Annotated in this window: 15 protein-coding genes; 8 read left to right on the forward strand and 7 right to left on the reverse strand. The window is 67.1% G+C overall.

Annotation, left to right across the window (positions count from 1 at the left end; genetic code table 11):
• Window positions 1–95: 95 nt before the first annotated feature.
• A complete protein-coding gene (locus NP511_RS13315) occupies window positions 96–1,346 on the forward strand; it encodes a digeranylgeranylglycerophospholipid reductase (RefSeq protein WP_049965887.1) in 1,251 nt (416 codons plus the stop codon).
• 62 nt (window positions 1,347–1,408) lie between these two features.
• Here NP511_RS13315 and NP511_RS13320 read toward each other — a convergent pair whose 3' ends face one another.
• Window positions 1,409–3,049, reverse strand: coding sequence for a potassium channel family protein (locus tag NP511_RS13320; RefSeq protein WP_049965888.1), 1,641 nt, complete (start codon window positions 3,047–3,049; stop codon window positions 1,409–1,411).
• A 158-nt stretch (window positions 3,050–3,207) separates the two neighbouring features.
• Between NP511_RS13320 and NP511_RS13325 the strand changes: the two genes are divergently transcribed.
• Both NP511_RS13325 and NP511_RS13330 read left to right on the forward strand, forming a co-directional pair.
• On the forward strand, window positions 3,208–4,005 hold the full coding sequence (locus tag NP511_RS13325) for a ZIP family metal transporter (RefSeq protein ID WP_006647769.1): 798 nt from the start codon (window positions 3,208–3,210) through the stop codon (window positions 4,003–4,005).
• 66 nt (window positions 4,006–4,071) lie between these two features.
• Complete coding sequence (locus tag NP511_RS13330; protein WP_006181549.1) at window positions 4,072–4,515, forward strand: universal stress protein; 444 nt, start codon at window positions 4,072–4,074, stop codon at window positions 4,513–4,515.
• 32 nt (window positions 4,516–4,547) lie between these two features.
• Here the strand turns inward: NP511_RS13330 and NP511_RS13335 are convergent, their stop codons facing one another.
• From NP511_RS13335 to NP511_RS13355, 5 genes are all read right to left on the reverse strand, one after another.
• Window positions 4,548–4,952 (reverse strand): hypothetical protein, encoded by a 405-nt coding sequence (locus NP511_RS13335; protein ID WP_006181548.1) that lies wholly within the window; start codon window positions 4,950–4,952, stop codon window positions 4,548–4,550.
• Window positions 4,953–5,068: 116 nt separating this feature from the next.
• Entirely contained in the window at window positions 5,069–5,650 is a 582-nt protein-coding gene (locus NP511_RS13340) for a cysteine hydrolase family protein (RefSeq protein WP_049965889.1), read from the reverse strand.
• Entirely contained in the window at window positions 5,647–6,444 is a 798-nt protein-coding gene (locus NP511_RS13345) for a YqcI/YcgG family protein (protein ID WP_049965891.1), read from the reverse strand. Before NP511_RS13345 ends, NP511_RS13340 begins: the two co-directional genes overlap by 4 nt.
• A gap of 157 nt (window positions 6,445–6,601) precedes the next feature.
• A complete protein-coding gene (locus NP511_RS13350) occupies window positions 6,602–7,294 on the reverse strand; it encodes a YqjF family protein (protein WP_049965892.1) in 693 nt (230 codons plus the stop codon).
• A gap of 260 nt (window positions 7,295–7,554) precedes the next feature.
• Entirely contained in the window at window positions 7,555–8,295 is a 741-nt protein-coding gene (locus tag NP511_RS13355) for an SDR family NAD(P)-dependent oxidoreductase (protein WP_049965893.1), read from the reverse strand.
• 105 nt (window positions 8,296–8,400) lie between these two features.
• Here NP511_RS13355 and NP511_RS13360 point away from each other — a divergent pair, with 105 nt between their 5' ends.
• Window positions 8,401–8,862 (forward strand): universal stress protein, encoded by a 462-nt coding sequence (locus NP511_RS13360; RefSeq protein ID WP_049905330.1) that lies wholly within the window; start codon window positions 8,401–8,403, stop codon window positions 8,860–8,862.
• Window positions 8,863–8,960: 98 nt separating this feature from the next.
• Window positions 8,961–9,425 (forward strand): universal stress protein, encoded by a 465-nt coding sequence (locus NP511_RS13365; RefSeq protein WP_049905329.1) that lies wholly within the window; start codon window positions 8,961–8,963, stop codon window positions 9,423–9,425.
• A 101-nt stretch (window positions 9,426–9,526) separates the two neighbouring features.
• On the opposite strand, the gene NP511_RS13370 is transcribed toward NP511_RS13365, so the two are convergent.
• A complete protein-coding gene (locus NP511_RS13370; RefSeq protein ID WP_049965894.1) occupies window positions 9,527–9,949 on the reverse strand; it encodes a hypothetical protein in 423 nt (140 codons plus the stop codon).
• A 164-nt stretch (window positions 9,950–10,113) separates the two neighbouring features.
• Here NP511_RS13370 and NP511_RS13375 point away from each other — a divergent pair, with 164 nt between their 5' ends.
• The 3 genes from NP511_RS13375 (at window position 10,114) to NP511_RS13385 (ending at window position 13,040) form a co-directional block, all read left to right on the forward strand.
• Entirely contained in the window at window positions 10,114–11,091 is a 978-nt protein-coding gene (locus NP511_RS13375; RefSeq protein WP_006647760.1) for an ROK family protein, read from the forward strand.
• A gap of 107 nt (window positions 11,092–11,198) precedes the next feature.
• Window positions 11,199–12,614, forward strand: coding sequence for an LVIVD repeat-containing protein (locus NP511_RS13380; protein WP_049965895.1), 1,416 nt, complete (start codon window positions 11,199–11,201; stop codon window positions 12,612–12,614).
• Window positions 12,615–12,674: 60 nt separating this feature from the next.
• Window positions 12,675–13,040, forward strand: coding sequence for a NifU family protein (locus tag NP511_RS13385; RefSeq protein WP_006647758.1), 366 nt, complete (start codon window positions 12,675–12,677; stop codon window positions 13,038–13,040).
• The last annotated feature ends 92 nt before the right edge of the window (window positions 13,041–13,132 follow it).

Consider the following 13,132-nt stretch of genomic DNA (forward strand, 5'->3'; position numbering starts at 1 on the left):
TTCTCCCGAGTCAGGCCCGGTACTCAAGGGATTCCACTACGTACCGCCCATCGTAACTGGACAAACTAATTAAGGTCCGCCACAGTCCCGATTACATGAACGACCGCTACGACGTAGTCATCGCCGGTGCCGGTCCCGCCGGCGCACAGTGTGCCCGCGATATCGCTGCCAGGGGGTACGACGTCGTCGTCCTCGAGACCGAAGCGGAGGACGAGTTCCCGCGCCAGAGCAACAAGTCCACTGCGGGAACCTTCCACTCGATGATGTCCGCGTTCGGTATCCCCGACGACGTAGTGATGCAGTACACCGACAGCGTCGTCCTCGAGTCCCCGACCGAACACTACGTCCGGGACCAGCCCGGTGCGGTACTGGAGTTCGCGGACTTCAAGCGGTACCTCGTTGAAGACGGGCGCGAAACGGGTGCGGAGTACCGGTTCGACGCCCGCGTGACCGCGCCGATCATGGAGGGCGGCGAGATCGCCGGCGTCAGATACAACGGCGACAAAGAGGTATACGGCGATATCGTCGTCGACGCGACGGGGCCGAGCGCCCCCCTCGCGAAGCAACTCGACGTCGTCGACCTCAAACGCGAGAACCACGCCATCGGCATCGAGTACGAGTTCGAGGGGATCGATATCGACCGCCCCGGCTTCGCCGACCTGCGTGACGCGATGATGCTCCGGCTCGACCACGAGATCGCGCCCGGCGGCTACTCGTGGATCTTCCACACCGGCGAGGACACCGCCAAGGTCGGCCTCTGTTACATCCAGAACGAACACCACAGCCGCTACGCCAAGGACGGCCACACCATCGACGACTACATGGAACACTGGCTCGAGACCGATCCTCGATTCAGCGAGGCCGAGCGGATCGCCGGCAAGCAACACCGCGGCTCGGCCCACATCCAAAAGCCCGGACAGCTCCACACCGACCGGTTCATGGCCATCGGCGACACGGTCCCGACCGTCGACCCGCTCTGGGGCGAGGGGATCAACAAGTGCATGCAGTCGGGCCGGGTGGCCGCCATGGCCGCTGACAGCTGTCTCAAACACGACGACATCGAGCCCACCGCCGAGAACCTCGCGGTCTATGACACCCTCTGGCACCGCGACGTCGCGCCCAACGTCGACAACCGGCTGCTGATGACTCGCCTCCTCTATCTCGCACCCAACGAGCGCTACGACAAGCTCATGCGGGACCTCGAGCGCCTCGACGACGACACGCTGGCCAAGGCGAACAAGGGGAACTTCCGTGCCATCGCGCGCCTGCTCGAACTCGAGGACGCGCCGCTGCTCGCCCAACTCGCGAAACAGCACTTCGATCTGGACTTCCGCTCGCTGGTATAGGCAGCGGCCGCCGGCCCGCGATACCGAACTGACCCGCGACGACCGAACCGCGTGCCGCGTTCTCAGTCGAGAAACAGCGTCTCGAACGAGCGGACGCTCTCGTCCGTCCCGGCGATGACGACCTCGTCGCCCGCCTCGAAGACGAACGTGGCCGGATCGAACTCGGTGATCGTCTCGCCGTCTCGAACCGCGGCGAGGACGGTACAACCGGTCCGGGAGCGGACGTCGGCGTCGACGACCGTTCGCCCGGCCAACTCGCCGGCGGGGAGTCTCACGACGTCGACCTGTCTGTCGACGGCCAGGACCTCCTCGTCCTCGAGGACGGTCGAGGCGAGCATCCGCCCGCTGACGGTCGCCAGCGACTGGACGTAATCCGCACCCGCACGGTACAGTTTCTGGACGTTCTCCGCGTCGTTGGCCCGAACGATGATGTCGACTGATGGGTCCAGGTCCCGGACGACCAGCGTGGCAAAGATGGCGCTCGTGTCGTCGTCCAGCGTGATGATCACGGCCGACGCACCGTCGATCCCGACCTCGTCGATCGTCGCCGGATCGCGCGCGTCTCCGACGATATCGACGCCGTCCTTGTCGTCGCTGTCGAGGACTGTCACCCGGGTGTTCGTCGCCGCGAGCGCCTCGCCGGCCGCCATACCGGCCTCGCCGTAGCCGGCGATCACGACACGCCGTGCCGCGAAGGGATGGACCGTCGACGCGGCCTCGGCCCGCAACTCGTCGATCCGGTCGGGCTCGCCCGCTACGAGCAGTCGCGTCCCCGTCTCGAGGTCGCGATCGGGCGGAATCGGGCTCTCGAAGTCCCCGTTGAACCAGGCACCGATCCCGTCGACGCCGAACCGGTTCCGGAGCCCGACCGCGTCGGCGGTCTGCCCGCAGAGGTCGCTTCCCTCGGCGATCGAGAGTTCGACGAGTTCCAGATCGTTCCCGATCTCGACCCCTTCGTCGACCGCGGTCGTGACGGCCGTCGGTACCCGGTGGGCGAAGCTCTCGCCGAGCAACTGCCGGGGTGAGAGGACCTCGTCGGCCCCCGCGATCCGGTGATACTCCCCGAGGCGCTGATCCTCGACCAGCGTCACGACCCTGATCTCGGGGTTTGCCTCCTGCGCCGAGAGAACGATGCTCGCGTTCGTGTCGTCCGCCGCGTCGGCCACGACCGCCCGCGCCCGTTCGATCCCCGCGTCCTCGAGAACGTCGATGGATTCGGGATCACCGTGAACCACCCGCCGATCGGTCTCGTGGAGTTCCCTCGCCGCTCCTTCGTCGGACTCGACGACGACGTACTCCTGTCCGCGGGACTCGAGTTCCTCGATGAACGCCTCGCCGCGGGGCGAGTACTCGCAGACGATGACGTGGTCCTCGAGGTCGGATGCGGTCGTCGGGGGCGTCGTCGCGAGCGCCGACCGGAGCCACGGGACGGCGAAGATGTCGACACCCGTGAGGATCAGCCCGATTCCCGTCAGTTGGAGCCCGATCATCAGGAAGTTCATCTGGGGCGTCGACCAGGGCGCATCCTCGCCGTAGCCGGTCGTCGTAAAGGTCTGGAAGACGACCTCGAGCGACCGGTAGAGCGGCTGGGGATCGTTCTCCAAGGTCGCCATCCCGTAGTTGTACAGTAGCGTTGCGGCGACAGTGGTTCCGGCCACCAGCGCGAGGTAGGAGCCGGCCCGACGCGATCGCCACAGTGACATACACGTGCCATTCGACGGGTGGCTGTTGACGGTATCGGTCGGCGATCTCGGAGCGACCGTCCCCGCTTCCCACCGTATGAGGGGACGACCCGTCGATAACACGGTTACGAACGCCGCTTTCGCCGCCGATTTATACGTTTATCACCGATATCCGGCAGATGGTTGCTCTGGAGAACCTCGTACTGGTGTTTATCGCCGGCCTGATCACGGCGCTGGCGACTGGCCTCGGCGCGCTCCCGTTTTTCTTCTTCGATGGCATTAGCGATCGGCGTAACGTCGTTCTCTGGGGCCTGTCCTCGGGGATCATGGTGTCGGCGTCGCTGTTCGGACTGGTCGAGGAGGGGCTGGCCGAGGGGACACCCCTCGAGATCGCGATCGGAATGGTCGCCGGCGTCGCGCTGGTCGTCATCGCACACGATGTCCTGATGGACACCGAGATCGATCCGCGGGAGTACGAGCAGGCCGACTTCAAGAAACTCGTCCTCATCCTCGGGATCCTGACGGTTCACAGCTTCCCCGAGGGGGTCGCCATCGGCGTCTCCTTCGCGGACCTCGGTCTCGAGGGCGGCGCGCAGTTCCTCGGCTTTACCGTCCCCGTACTGGCAATCTTCATGACGATCGCGATTTCGATCCACAACGTACCCGAGGGGACCGCGATCTCGATCCCGCTGCGTTCGATGGGCGTCTCCGAATGGAAGATGGTCTGGTGGGCCGTCTTCTCGAGTCTCCCCCAGCCGATCGGGGCAGTGCTGGCGTTTGGCTTCGTCCGCTACGCTCGGGAGTTCCTTCCCTACGGCTTCGGCTTCGCCGCGGGCGCGATGATCTACCTCGTCCTCACCGAGTTCATCCCCGAGGCGCTTGACGTCGGCGAGGGACTCCCTCGCGGCGGCAAGCGGGAACTACTCGCCGGGATCGCCGTCGGCGTGGCCGTGATGGTGCCGCTGGCGTTCGTTTGATCCGTCGGCCCCGATCGAAGTCACGTTCCGGTAGGAATTTCACCGCGCCTGTCGTACGACCGAGAAATGTTTGACACGATCGTGCTTCCGACGGACGGGAGCGACCACGCCGAGGTCGCCGCCGAGACCGGTATCGAACTTGCGACCGCCCACGACGCGGCGGTACACGTCGTCAGCGTCGCCGACACCGGTCTGCTCGGCGGTCTCCGCCTCCCGGGCGAGGCCGCCAGCGCCGAAGACGCGATGCGGGGTCGAGCGCAAGAATCCGTCGATGCGGTCGTCGAAGCCGCCGAAGCCGCCGGCCTCGAGCCCACCGGGGCGGTCCTCGACGGACCGCCGGCAGAGGCGATCCTCGAGTACGCCCGCGACGTCGACGCCGACCTCATCGTCATGGGGACCCGCGGACGGGGCGGCGTCCACCGGATGGCGATGGGCAGCGTTACGGACCACGTCGTCCGGTTCGGCGACGTGCCGGTCTTCGTCGCCAACTCCGAATCGAGCGTCGAGTGAGCCGGGCCCGACCGGACGAGCAGCCGGCGGGACTAGCGGACGATCTCGTTGATCGCTTCCGTCCGGCGGCCGATCGACCAGCCGATCAGTGCGAGGCCGGCATAGATGCCAAGCGCCGGCAGGGCATAGACCGGCGCGGTCGCTTCGGACGCGAGTCCGACGGCATCGAGCGCCAGCGCGATCACCAGCGAGACCAACAGGAGCGCGATACCGATGTCGGCAAACCGCATGTTCGGCAACTCCCGGGGAGCGGACTGGAGTCGTCCGATCGCGTAACATAGCAACGTCACGCTCGCCCAGCCGGCTATCAGCGCTAGTCCGGCCGACACCGGTTCGTTCGGGAGATATCGCGGGAGCAGCCAGAGATGAACGAGTCCCGCCATGGCCAGCGCACTCCCCAGTAACACGACCACGAACGGTCGTCGATCGTCACTCATTGGTCTCCCTGACTGTCTCCCGTTCTATTACTGTTTTGTCATCGGTACGGTCGGCGACCCCCGTCCGATTTCCCGGTGCGATCGCGACCAGTCCGCACGTCGCGTCGTCCGCGGGATCAGGAATCGACGGCGAGCAACTCGTCGGTGCATGCGATCTCGGCGAACTCGCCCTCGAGGTGGGCCAGCGCGGTTCGGTGGACCGTTTCGGGATCGAACGAGTCGCCGTCGAACGTCCGCCCGAACGTCGCGGTCGCGTCGGCGACGACGATCGGCTCGAAGCCGAGGTTCTCCGCCATCCGGGTCGTGGTCGAGACGCAGTGGTCGGTCGTGAGCCCGACGAGGACGAGCGTCTCGATCTCCCGCTCGCGGAGTCGCTCCTCGAGGCCCGTTCCGACGAACGCGCTGTTGACTGACTTGACGAGCGTCGGCTCGCCGTCGACCGGCGCGGTCTCGGGTTTGAACGCGAACCCCTCCCCGTCGCGCCGGAGCGGCGAGTCGGGCTCCGTCGAGTCGTGCCGGACATGGACGACCGGGCGATCGGCCTCGCGCCAGCGCTCGAGCAGGGCCGCGGCGTTGGCTTCGGCGTCGGGGTTGTTCCGCTCACCCCACGATGGGTGGTCGAACCCTCGCTGGAGGTCGACGAGGACGAGCGCGGCGTTCTCGAGCCGGTCGCCGATCGCGACCCCGTCCGCCGTCATGGCAGTCGCGCGGCGGGTTTCGGGTGCGTTCGCGTGATCGTGATCGGGCACGTCGACGGGGCCTGCTCCTCGTCCGACGAGAGCATGTACTGGGGCCACTCCCGATCGCCCTCGACGCCCCAGTCGCCGATGTCGGCGTGGGGACAGACGCCGTCGTACTCCTCGAGGCGGTCCTGGATCACGTCGCGGGCGCGCTGGCCGGCCTCGGTGTCAGCGGTGACGTCGAGGGACTCGAACAGCGCCCGCGGCTGGAACGTGATCTCGAGGCCGATCGGGCAGTACCGGCTCCTGCGCTCGTCGTAGAAGGGGGCCCGGCAGGTCGGGAACATGGGGTCGCCGCCGAGGCAGAACTCCCAGTAGGGGTCGTCGGGATCGGTCGGGATGTCCGCGGGCCAGGGCTCGGGGTCGTGACAGTGCAGCGTCTGCAGAACGTGCCAGAGCGCGTCGTGGTACTCCCGCTCCGACAGCGGCTCCGAAGGCGGTTTGAAAAAGGTCACCAGCGACGCCCGGTCGGAGTGGTCCTCGTAGACCTCGAGGTACTCGAGGAGCCGATCGCGCAGCGTCAACAGCGCGTCGGCGTCGCTCATCGAGGGCACTGCGGTGTAGATCGGCTCGCCGTCCCGGACCGATTCGGCTCCGAAGAAACACGGAAACGACGTGTCGTTTCGCTCGCCCAGCAGCCCCTCGCGAAACGAGTGCCAGTGGTCGGCGACCCACTCGGGGGCTTCGCCGGTGCGAACGCGCCGATCGAGCGTCTCCTGGTCCATCAGCGACTGGATGCCAGGTTCGTTCATCGTACGTGGCCGTTCGGGCTCACGAACATGTAGCTTCCGCTCGTTCCGGTCGACCGGTAACGACCGCGCCTCGAGGTCGTCGCCGACGCACGCGGCGACGCCGGACGTTCGGCTCGAGAGAGCGGTCAGAGGCGCGTTCGACTGCCCCGCGGTCGACTCACTCCCACCGCCGATTCCGCGAGGACGCGATGTCGACGCCGCGGCTGTAGTAACAGACCGGCGTCCCGGCGGGCGCGTCGAACCCGTTGGCCTCGAACAGCGTGTTCCGCTCGATCTCGGCCGTCGCCGCACGGAGCGTCCAGGGCTCGTGGTCGATGTCGGCGTAGCGAAGCGTCCCGTCTCGAGCCGTCGTGTAGTAGCGGTAGTGTTCGGTGAGAAACGCCGCGAGCGATCCGGGTTCCGGCTTGAAGGCGTCCCCGACGGGTTCGTAGGTGCCGACGAACTCGGCCGGTGCGGCGCCCGGGTGCCGGCGCTCGCTCGCGAAGGCGATCCCGCGCTCGGTCCCGGAGATCTCGATGTCGGCGTAGTAGTACGGCAGCCGGTGGAACAGTCGCGCGCCGAGGACACCGAGGACCCCCTCGGCGTCGAGGCTGAAGAAGTAGACGCCGGGCTCGCCGTCCCGGCTGACGTAGGTCCGGAGGTTGAGTTCGGGCAGGTCGACGCCGGCGGCCGCGGGCACGCCCCGCGGACGGACGTCGACGTTGAGATACGGTACAACCGAGAGCCACGCCCGGCCGTCGTAGGTCTCGACCTCGAGTCCGTCCGGCAGTCGGGCCGCGACGACCCCAGGATCGACCGCCCAGTTGGCAAAGAGCAGGTGCCGCCACCCCATCGCGATCGGGAGACTCATACTCTGGTTAGCGTCCGAGCGCGTGAAAGGACGGCCCCAAACGTTGTCAACCCCGGCCCCTCGGTCCTGACGGGTCCGTCCGAGGGTCATTTCAGGTCCGATCGGATCACACCGTCTCGGGCAACCAGCCACCGTCTACCTCGAGGTTCTACACCCGCCTTTTTACTGCGTCGGGGTCTCTCACGCCGTTCGAGACCCGCTCCTTGCAAAAATCTGGACCAAAAACTATCCGCGGCACATCACGCCGCGGGTCGATCGGATTACACCGTCTCGGGCAACCAGCCACCGTCGACCTCTATGTTCTCGCCGCTGACGTACCCGCTGTCGGGATCGAGGAAGAAATACAGCGGCGCGATCAGGTCCTCGAAGCTCGCGGGCCGGTCCCGCGGGAGGTCCGCGGGGAACTCGTCGGAGTTCTCAACGACGTACGGCGAGACGGCGTTGACCGTGATCCCGTCGTCGGCCGTGTCGGCCGCGAGCATCCGCGTAAACATCAGCACTCCCGTCTTCGCGACGAAATAGGGGAAGTTCTTGGGGCTCACCATGGCCCGCTCGCTCGAGGCGTACCCGATATTGACGATCCGACCGTACTCGTTCTCGCGCATCGCCGGCAGCGCCCGCTTCGAGCAGAGGTAGGTCCCGTTGAGGTTCGTCTCGAGGACGCGGTTCCAGGTCTCGAACGCGAGGGACTCCCAGTGGGCGGGCGCGAAGTCGCCGACGTTGTTCACCAGTACGTCGACATCCCCGAGTTCGGCTTCGACGGTTTCGAAGAGATCGTCGACGCTGTCGGGGTCGGTCACGTCGGCCTGTACCGTCGTCGCCGCCTCGGCACCGCGCTCGCGGGCGTCGGCGGCCGTCTCGCGAGCGGCGTCGGCACTCGTGTGGTAGTGGACCGCCGTCTTCGCGCCGCAGTCTGCCGTCGCCAACAGGAGTTCGCGGCCGACGCCGCGGCCGGCACCGGTGACGAGTACCGTCTGCCCCGTGAGGTCTGGTCCGTCCATGTCTTCCCCGTCGGCGAGAACGTGGAAAAATCGCCCGGGACGGGGCCGTCACCGTCCGCTTCCGTGACCCTCGGATTTACGTCGCTGCGCGAGCAATCCCTGTCCATGCTAGAGACAGTATTGCTTGCTGTCGGTCCCGGTGATTCCGACCGAAGCGGACTGCTGGCCGAGGCTGCCCTCGAGGTAGCGAACCCCGCCGACGCGACGGTCGTTCTCGCGCACGTGTTCACCAGTAGCGAGTACGACGACGTCCTCGACCGCCTCGAGTTCGATCCGACCGTCAACGAGATCGACCCCGACGAGGTGGCCTCGCGTCACGCCACGATCCACGACATCCGGGACGTCCTCGAGAACCACGACGTCGACTACGAGATTCGGGGTGCGGTCGGCGAACACGGCCCGTCGATCGTCGAACTGGCTGAGAGCGCCGGTGCCGATCGGGTCATCGTCGGTGGTCGCCGGCGGTCGCCGACGGGGAAGGCGATCTTCGGCTCGACGGCCCAGGAAGTGATGCTGTCGGCCCCCTGTCCCGTCACGTTCGTCCGCAGCGACGGGTTCGAGGAGTAGTCCCGCCACGACCCGTCCGCGCCTGGGTCCCGTCGGGTATTTCTGGAATACTGCAACGACGAGAATACTTAAGCGGGTGGCCCAACCACTGTGACGGTATGGCAATCGATACAGTACTCCTTGCGGTCGGACCGATGGACACAGTACGCGCTCCGGAACTCGCCGAGACCGTTCTCGAGATCGCCGATCCACTCGACGCGACGGTCGTGATCGGCCACGCCTTCACCGAAGACGAGTACGAGGACATCCACGAGGAACTGGGCTTCGACGCTCGCGCCGAGGACGTCGACCCCGACGCAGTCGCCGCCGAGCGCGCGCCGGTGCCCCAACTCGCGGAGCGCTTCGAGGACGCCGGCGTCGACTACGAGATCAGGGGCGCGCTCGGCGAGGTCAGTAGCGAGGTCGTCGACATGGCGGTCGACGTCGACGCCGATCGCATGGTCGTCGGCGGCCGCCGGCGCTCGCCCGCCGAAAAGGCCGTTCTCGGCTCCGTTTCGCAGGAGATCATCCTGCAGGCCCCCTGCCCGGTCACCTACTTCCGCGACCTCGACGTGATGGAGTAGGCCACGATCCGCCGTCTCGCTTTCGCCCGATTCCGTGTCCCGGCGGCGACGCGACAGACGCCCACTCACGAACGGCGTTCGGCGACCGACAGCATCGGTTATCACTTCTCCGCCCGTCGCTTCCACTCCCGTTCCTGTCGGCGTTCGCGGACGTGTCGTTTCCCGTCGGCCAACTCGCGCCGGACCCGGCGCTCGAGCGATCGGGTCTCCGCGAGCAGCGTGGTCTGGAAGTTCTCGAGGACGTCGTAGGACCAGCGGTCCTCGTCGACGACACCGTGGGGGAGCAGTTCGGTTCGGATCGCGTCCGCGAGGTCGTCGTTACCGGCCTCCCTGAGCAACTCCTCGCTCCGGGCGAGGTGGTCCATCCCGTGGCCCGTTGCGTGGTGGAACTCGAGCAGACAGCCCTGGGCCCGCTGGATCCACTCGAGTCCGAGTTCGACCTCGTGGAGGGCCTCGAGTTCGGCGTCGGACGGCACCGCGGCCGGGTCGGCGTCGCGGTCGGGGTGTGGCTCGTCGGTAGCCATACTATGGCTATGTCATAGAGTAACATACGAGTGTCGCCGACGGCGGGACGCCCCGATCACGGACCGGACGGCGGGCAACGCCGGCCGTGACGTATCGAGATCGCAACTCATCGGCGAGTACAATCTGGGTAGTTAAGTAGGGTCGCGGTCGTCCCTAGGACAGCATGGTCTACTATGCGGGCGTCGATCTCGGTGCGACCAACGTCCGGGCGGTCGTCGCCGAGGCCGACGGGACGAGGATCGGTGCGAGCCGCCGATCGACGCCGCGCGGGCCGACTGGTATCGATGTGACGGAGGGCGTGCTGCGAACGCTTCGGGGGGCGTGTGCGGAGGCAGGGATCGACCCTCAGCGGATCGCCGCGACCGGAATCGGGTCGATCGGACCGTTCGACCTCGCCGAAGGGGCGGTGATCGACCCAGCGAACCTCCCCGATTCGATCGATCGGATCCCGCTGACCGGGCCGATTTCGGAACTGATCGGCAGCGACGACGTCTTCCTCCACAACGACACCACCGCCGGCGTCATCGGCGAGCGCTTTCACGCCGATCGCAACCCCGACGACATGGTCTACGTGACTATCTCCTCGGGGATCGGTGCCGGCGTCTGCTGTGACGGCGAGGTCGTGGGCGGCTGGGACGGCAACGCCGGCGAGGTCGGCCACTACGTCGTCGACCCGCGCGGCCGACTGACCTGTGGCTGCGGTCACGAGGGTCACTGGGAGGCCTACTGCTCGGGCAACGCCATCCCCGACTACGCCCGCCTGCTGGCCGAGGACGACCCGACGATTTCGACGAGCCTCCCGCTCGAGGGCCCCGACTTCACCGCGAAGGACGTCTTCGAACTCGCGGGCGAGGACGAACTGGCCGATTACGTCATCGAGCAACTGGCCCACTGGAACGCGATCGGCGTCACGAACGTGATCCACGCCTTCGCCCCGCTCGTGGTCTCCTTTGGCGGCGCGGTCGCCCTGTACAACGAGGAGCTGGTCGTCGATCCGATCCGCGAGCGCGTCTCGGAGATGGTGATGACCAACGTCCCCGAGATTCGCGTCACCGATCAGGGTGACGACGTCGTCGTCGAGGGGGCGCTGGCGAGTGCGCTCACCGAGGGCACCGGCGACCGGCGGCGACTGCGGGAGTGACCGATCGACGGTCCGTTCGCGACCGGCTGTGGCCCCGCGTTCCGTGACCGCACTGCCCGCTCCGCTCGAGTAGGACCTTCTATGTAGCTGGGCGAGAGCGAACACGTATGGAGCGACGAGCCTTCCTCCGGGCCAGTGCTGCCGGGTTGTCGCTGGCAGGCGCGACCACGATCTCGGCGGTCCAAGCGGCGCCGGCGGCCGCACGGCAGGCGTCGTACGAACCGCTCGGTCGGGTCACCGTCGAGGCCGCCGCCGAGGCCGTCGTCGGCGACGACGGTGAGACGGCGTACCTCGCGACCACGACCGGGTTCGCGACCGTCGACGTGAGCGACCCCACCAACCCGACGGTCCTCGCCGAACATGATGTCGAGATCGGTGGCGAGTCCCTGCGCAATATCCTCGACGTGAGTGTCGACGGCGACCGGCTGGTCGTCGCGGGCCCGGCCAACTTCGGCTACGAGCCGATGGGGTTTCGCTGCTACGACGTGAGCGATCCCGCCGACCCGACCGCCGTCGACGAGTACGCGACCACCTTCCACATCCACAACTGTACGCTCGAGGGAGACCTGCTGTTCGTCGCCGAGAACGAGTCCGAGACGGACACGAACGCGCTCGCGATCTTCGACGTCGACGGCGAAATTACGCGGATCGGCTCGTGGTCCCTCCTGGATCACGAGCCGGGCTGGCGTGACCGTCCGTTTCTCGGGCGATATCTCCACGACGTTTCCGTCCAGGACGACATCGCCGCCCTTCCCTACTGGAACGCCGGCACCTATCTGGTCGACGTGAGCGACCCGACCGACCCCGAGTACATCACCCACGTCGCCGACACCACTCTCGAGGCCCAACGAGGGATCGGTTACGAGGACGCCGTCTACGGGTTGCCTGGCAACGACCACTACGCAGCCGTCGACGATACCGGCGAGCTTCTGGCGGTCGGCCGGGAGGCCTGGGCGACCGACGGCGAGCCCGACCGGCCGGGTGGAATCGACCTCTACGACGTGAGCGATCCCGCGGCCCCCGTCCACCGAAGCTCGATCGACCCGCCCCGGACCGACGACGAGAGCCACGGTGGCGGGCGCTGGACTACCTCACACAACTTCGATCTCCGCGGCGACCGGCTCTTCTCGTCGTGGTATCAGGGCGGGGTGAAGATCCACGACATCTCCGATCCGAGTGACCCCGAACGGCTCGCGTGGTGGCGCGATCCCGACGAGACCGGGTTCTGGACGGCCCGCGTCGCCGACCCCGGCGAGACGTTCATCGCTTCGAGTACGGAAGCGATTCCCAACACCGCGCTCGAGGGGGCGCTCTATACCTTCCCGATCGAGCGCGGCGAACAGGCCGATCCGCCGTCGCTGCGAGAGTCCGGTCCGTCCAACGGGTCCGACAGGAACGGGGCGGGGGACGATGCCGCGAGCGACGATTCGATTCCCGGCTTCACCGGGCTCGCCACCCTCGCCGGGGGCGTGGCCGGCCTCGAGTGGTGCCGCCGACGCGGGAACGGAAACGTTCAGGATTAATTCGGCTGTTTTCGCGGTCGTGACCCAACTTATACCACGCTCGAGCGCCTAGCATTGCACATGACCAACTCCGAGGACGAGCCGTCACTGCAGGAACGCGTCGAGCAGTGGATGGCCCGAGAGATGCCGATCATTCAGATGCACGGCGGGACCAGCGCGGTGCGGGCGGCCGACCCCGAGACGGGCGAGGTGATCATCGAACTCGGCGGCGGCTGCAAGGGGTGTTCGGTCAGTGACGTGACGACCGGCAACATCGAGGCCGAACTCATCACGTGGCCGGAGATCGACGAGGTCACCGTCCGTGTCCCCGACGCTCGAGATAGCCTCGGCGGCCCCGACCAACCCGAGTCGATCATGGGCGTCGACCGGACCGAGGGCGGCCGCGGCGACTGGGGCTCGTCGAACCCCGGGAAGGACCACCTCTGACGGCTCGGATACTGGGTTACGCTTCGTCTTCCCCCTGTGTCCCACGTTGACAGGGTCGGACAGTTTTGGCAAGTCCTATATCCTTTTACGCG

The sequence above is a fragment of the Natrinema thermotolerans genome, from assembly GCF_031165565.1.
GTDB classification, from domain to species: domain Archaea; phylum Halobacteriota; class Halobacteria; order Halobacteriales; family Natrialbaceae; genus Natrinema; species Natrinema thermotolerans.

Excerpts from the sequence above, each read along its gene's own strand:
- NP511_RS13335 (WP_006181548.1), bottom strand. The coding sequence starts at position 4,952 with ATGAGTGACGATCGACGACCGTTCGTGGTCGTGTTACTGGGGAGTGCG.
- NP511_RS13340 (WP_049965889.1), bottom strand. The coding sequence starts at position 5,650 with ATGACGGCGGACGGGGTCGCGATCGGCGACCGGCTCGAGAACGCCGCG.
- NP511_RS13365 (WP_049905329.1), top strand. The coding sequence starts at position 8,961 with ATGGCAATCGATACAGTACTCCTTGCGGTCGGACCGATGGACACAGTA.
- NP511_RS13325 (WP_006647769.1), top strand. The coding sequence starts at position 3,208 with ATGGTTGCTCTGGAGAACCTCGTACTGGTGTTTATCGCCGGCCTGATC.
- NP511_RS13370 (WP_049965894.1), bottom strand. The coding sequence starts at position 9,949 with ATGGCTACCGACGAGCCACACCCCGACCGCGACGCCGACCCGGCCGCG.
- NP511_RS13330 (WP_006181549.1), top strand. The coding sequence starts at position 4,072 with ATGTTTGACACGATCGTGCTTCCGACGGACGGGAGCGACCACGCCGAG.
- NP511_RS13385 (WP_006647758.1), top strand. The coding sequence starts at position 12,675 with ATGACCAACTCCGAGGACGAGCCGTCACTGCAGGAACGCGTCGAGCAG.
- NP511_RS13315 (WP_049965887.1), top strand. The coding sequence starts at position 96 with ATGAACGACCGCTACGACGTAGTCATCGCCGGTGCCGGTCCCGCCGGC.
- NP511_RS13350 (WP_049965892.1), bottom strand. The coding sequence starts at position 7,294 with ATGAGTCTCCCGATCGCGATGGGGTGGCGGCACCTGCTCTTTGCCAAC.
- NP511_RS13380 (WP_049965895.1), top strand. The coding sequence starts at position 11,199 with ATGGAGCGACGAGCCTTCCTCCGGGCCAGTGCTGCCGGGTTGTCGCTG.
- NP511_RS13320 (WP_049965888.1), bottom strand. The coding sequence starts at position 3,049 with ATGTCACTGTGGCGATCGCGTCGGGCCGGCTCCTACCTCGCGCTGGTG.
- NP511_RS13345 (WP_049965891.1), bottom strand. The coding sequence starts at position 6,444 with ATGAACGAACCTGGCATCCAGTCGCTGATGGACCAGGAGACGCTCGAT.
- NP511_RS13375 (WP_006647760.1), top strand. The coding sequence starts at position 10,114 with ATGGTCTACTATGCGGGCGTCGATCTCGGTGCGACCAACGTCCGGGCG.
- NP511_RS13355 (WP_049965893.1), bottom strand. The coding sequence starts at position 8,295 with ATGGACGGACCAGACCTCACGGGGCAGACGGTACTCGTCACCGGTGCC.
- NP511_RS13360 (WP_049905330.1), top strand. The coding sequence starts at position 8,401 with ATGCTAGAGACAGTATTGCTTGCTGTCGGTCCCGGTGATTCCGACCGA.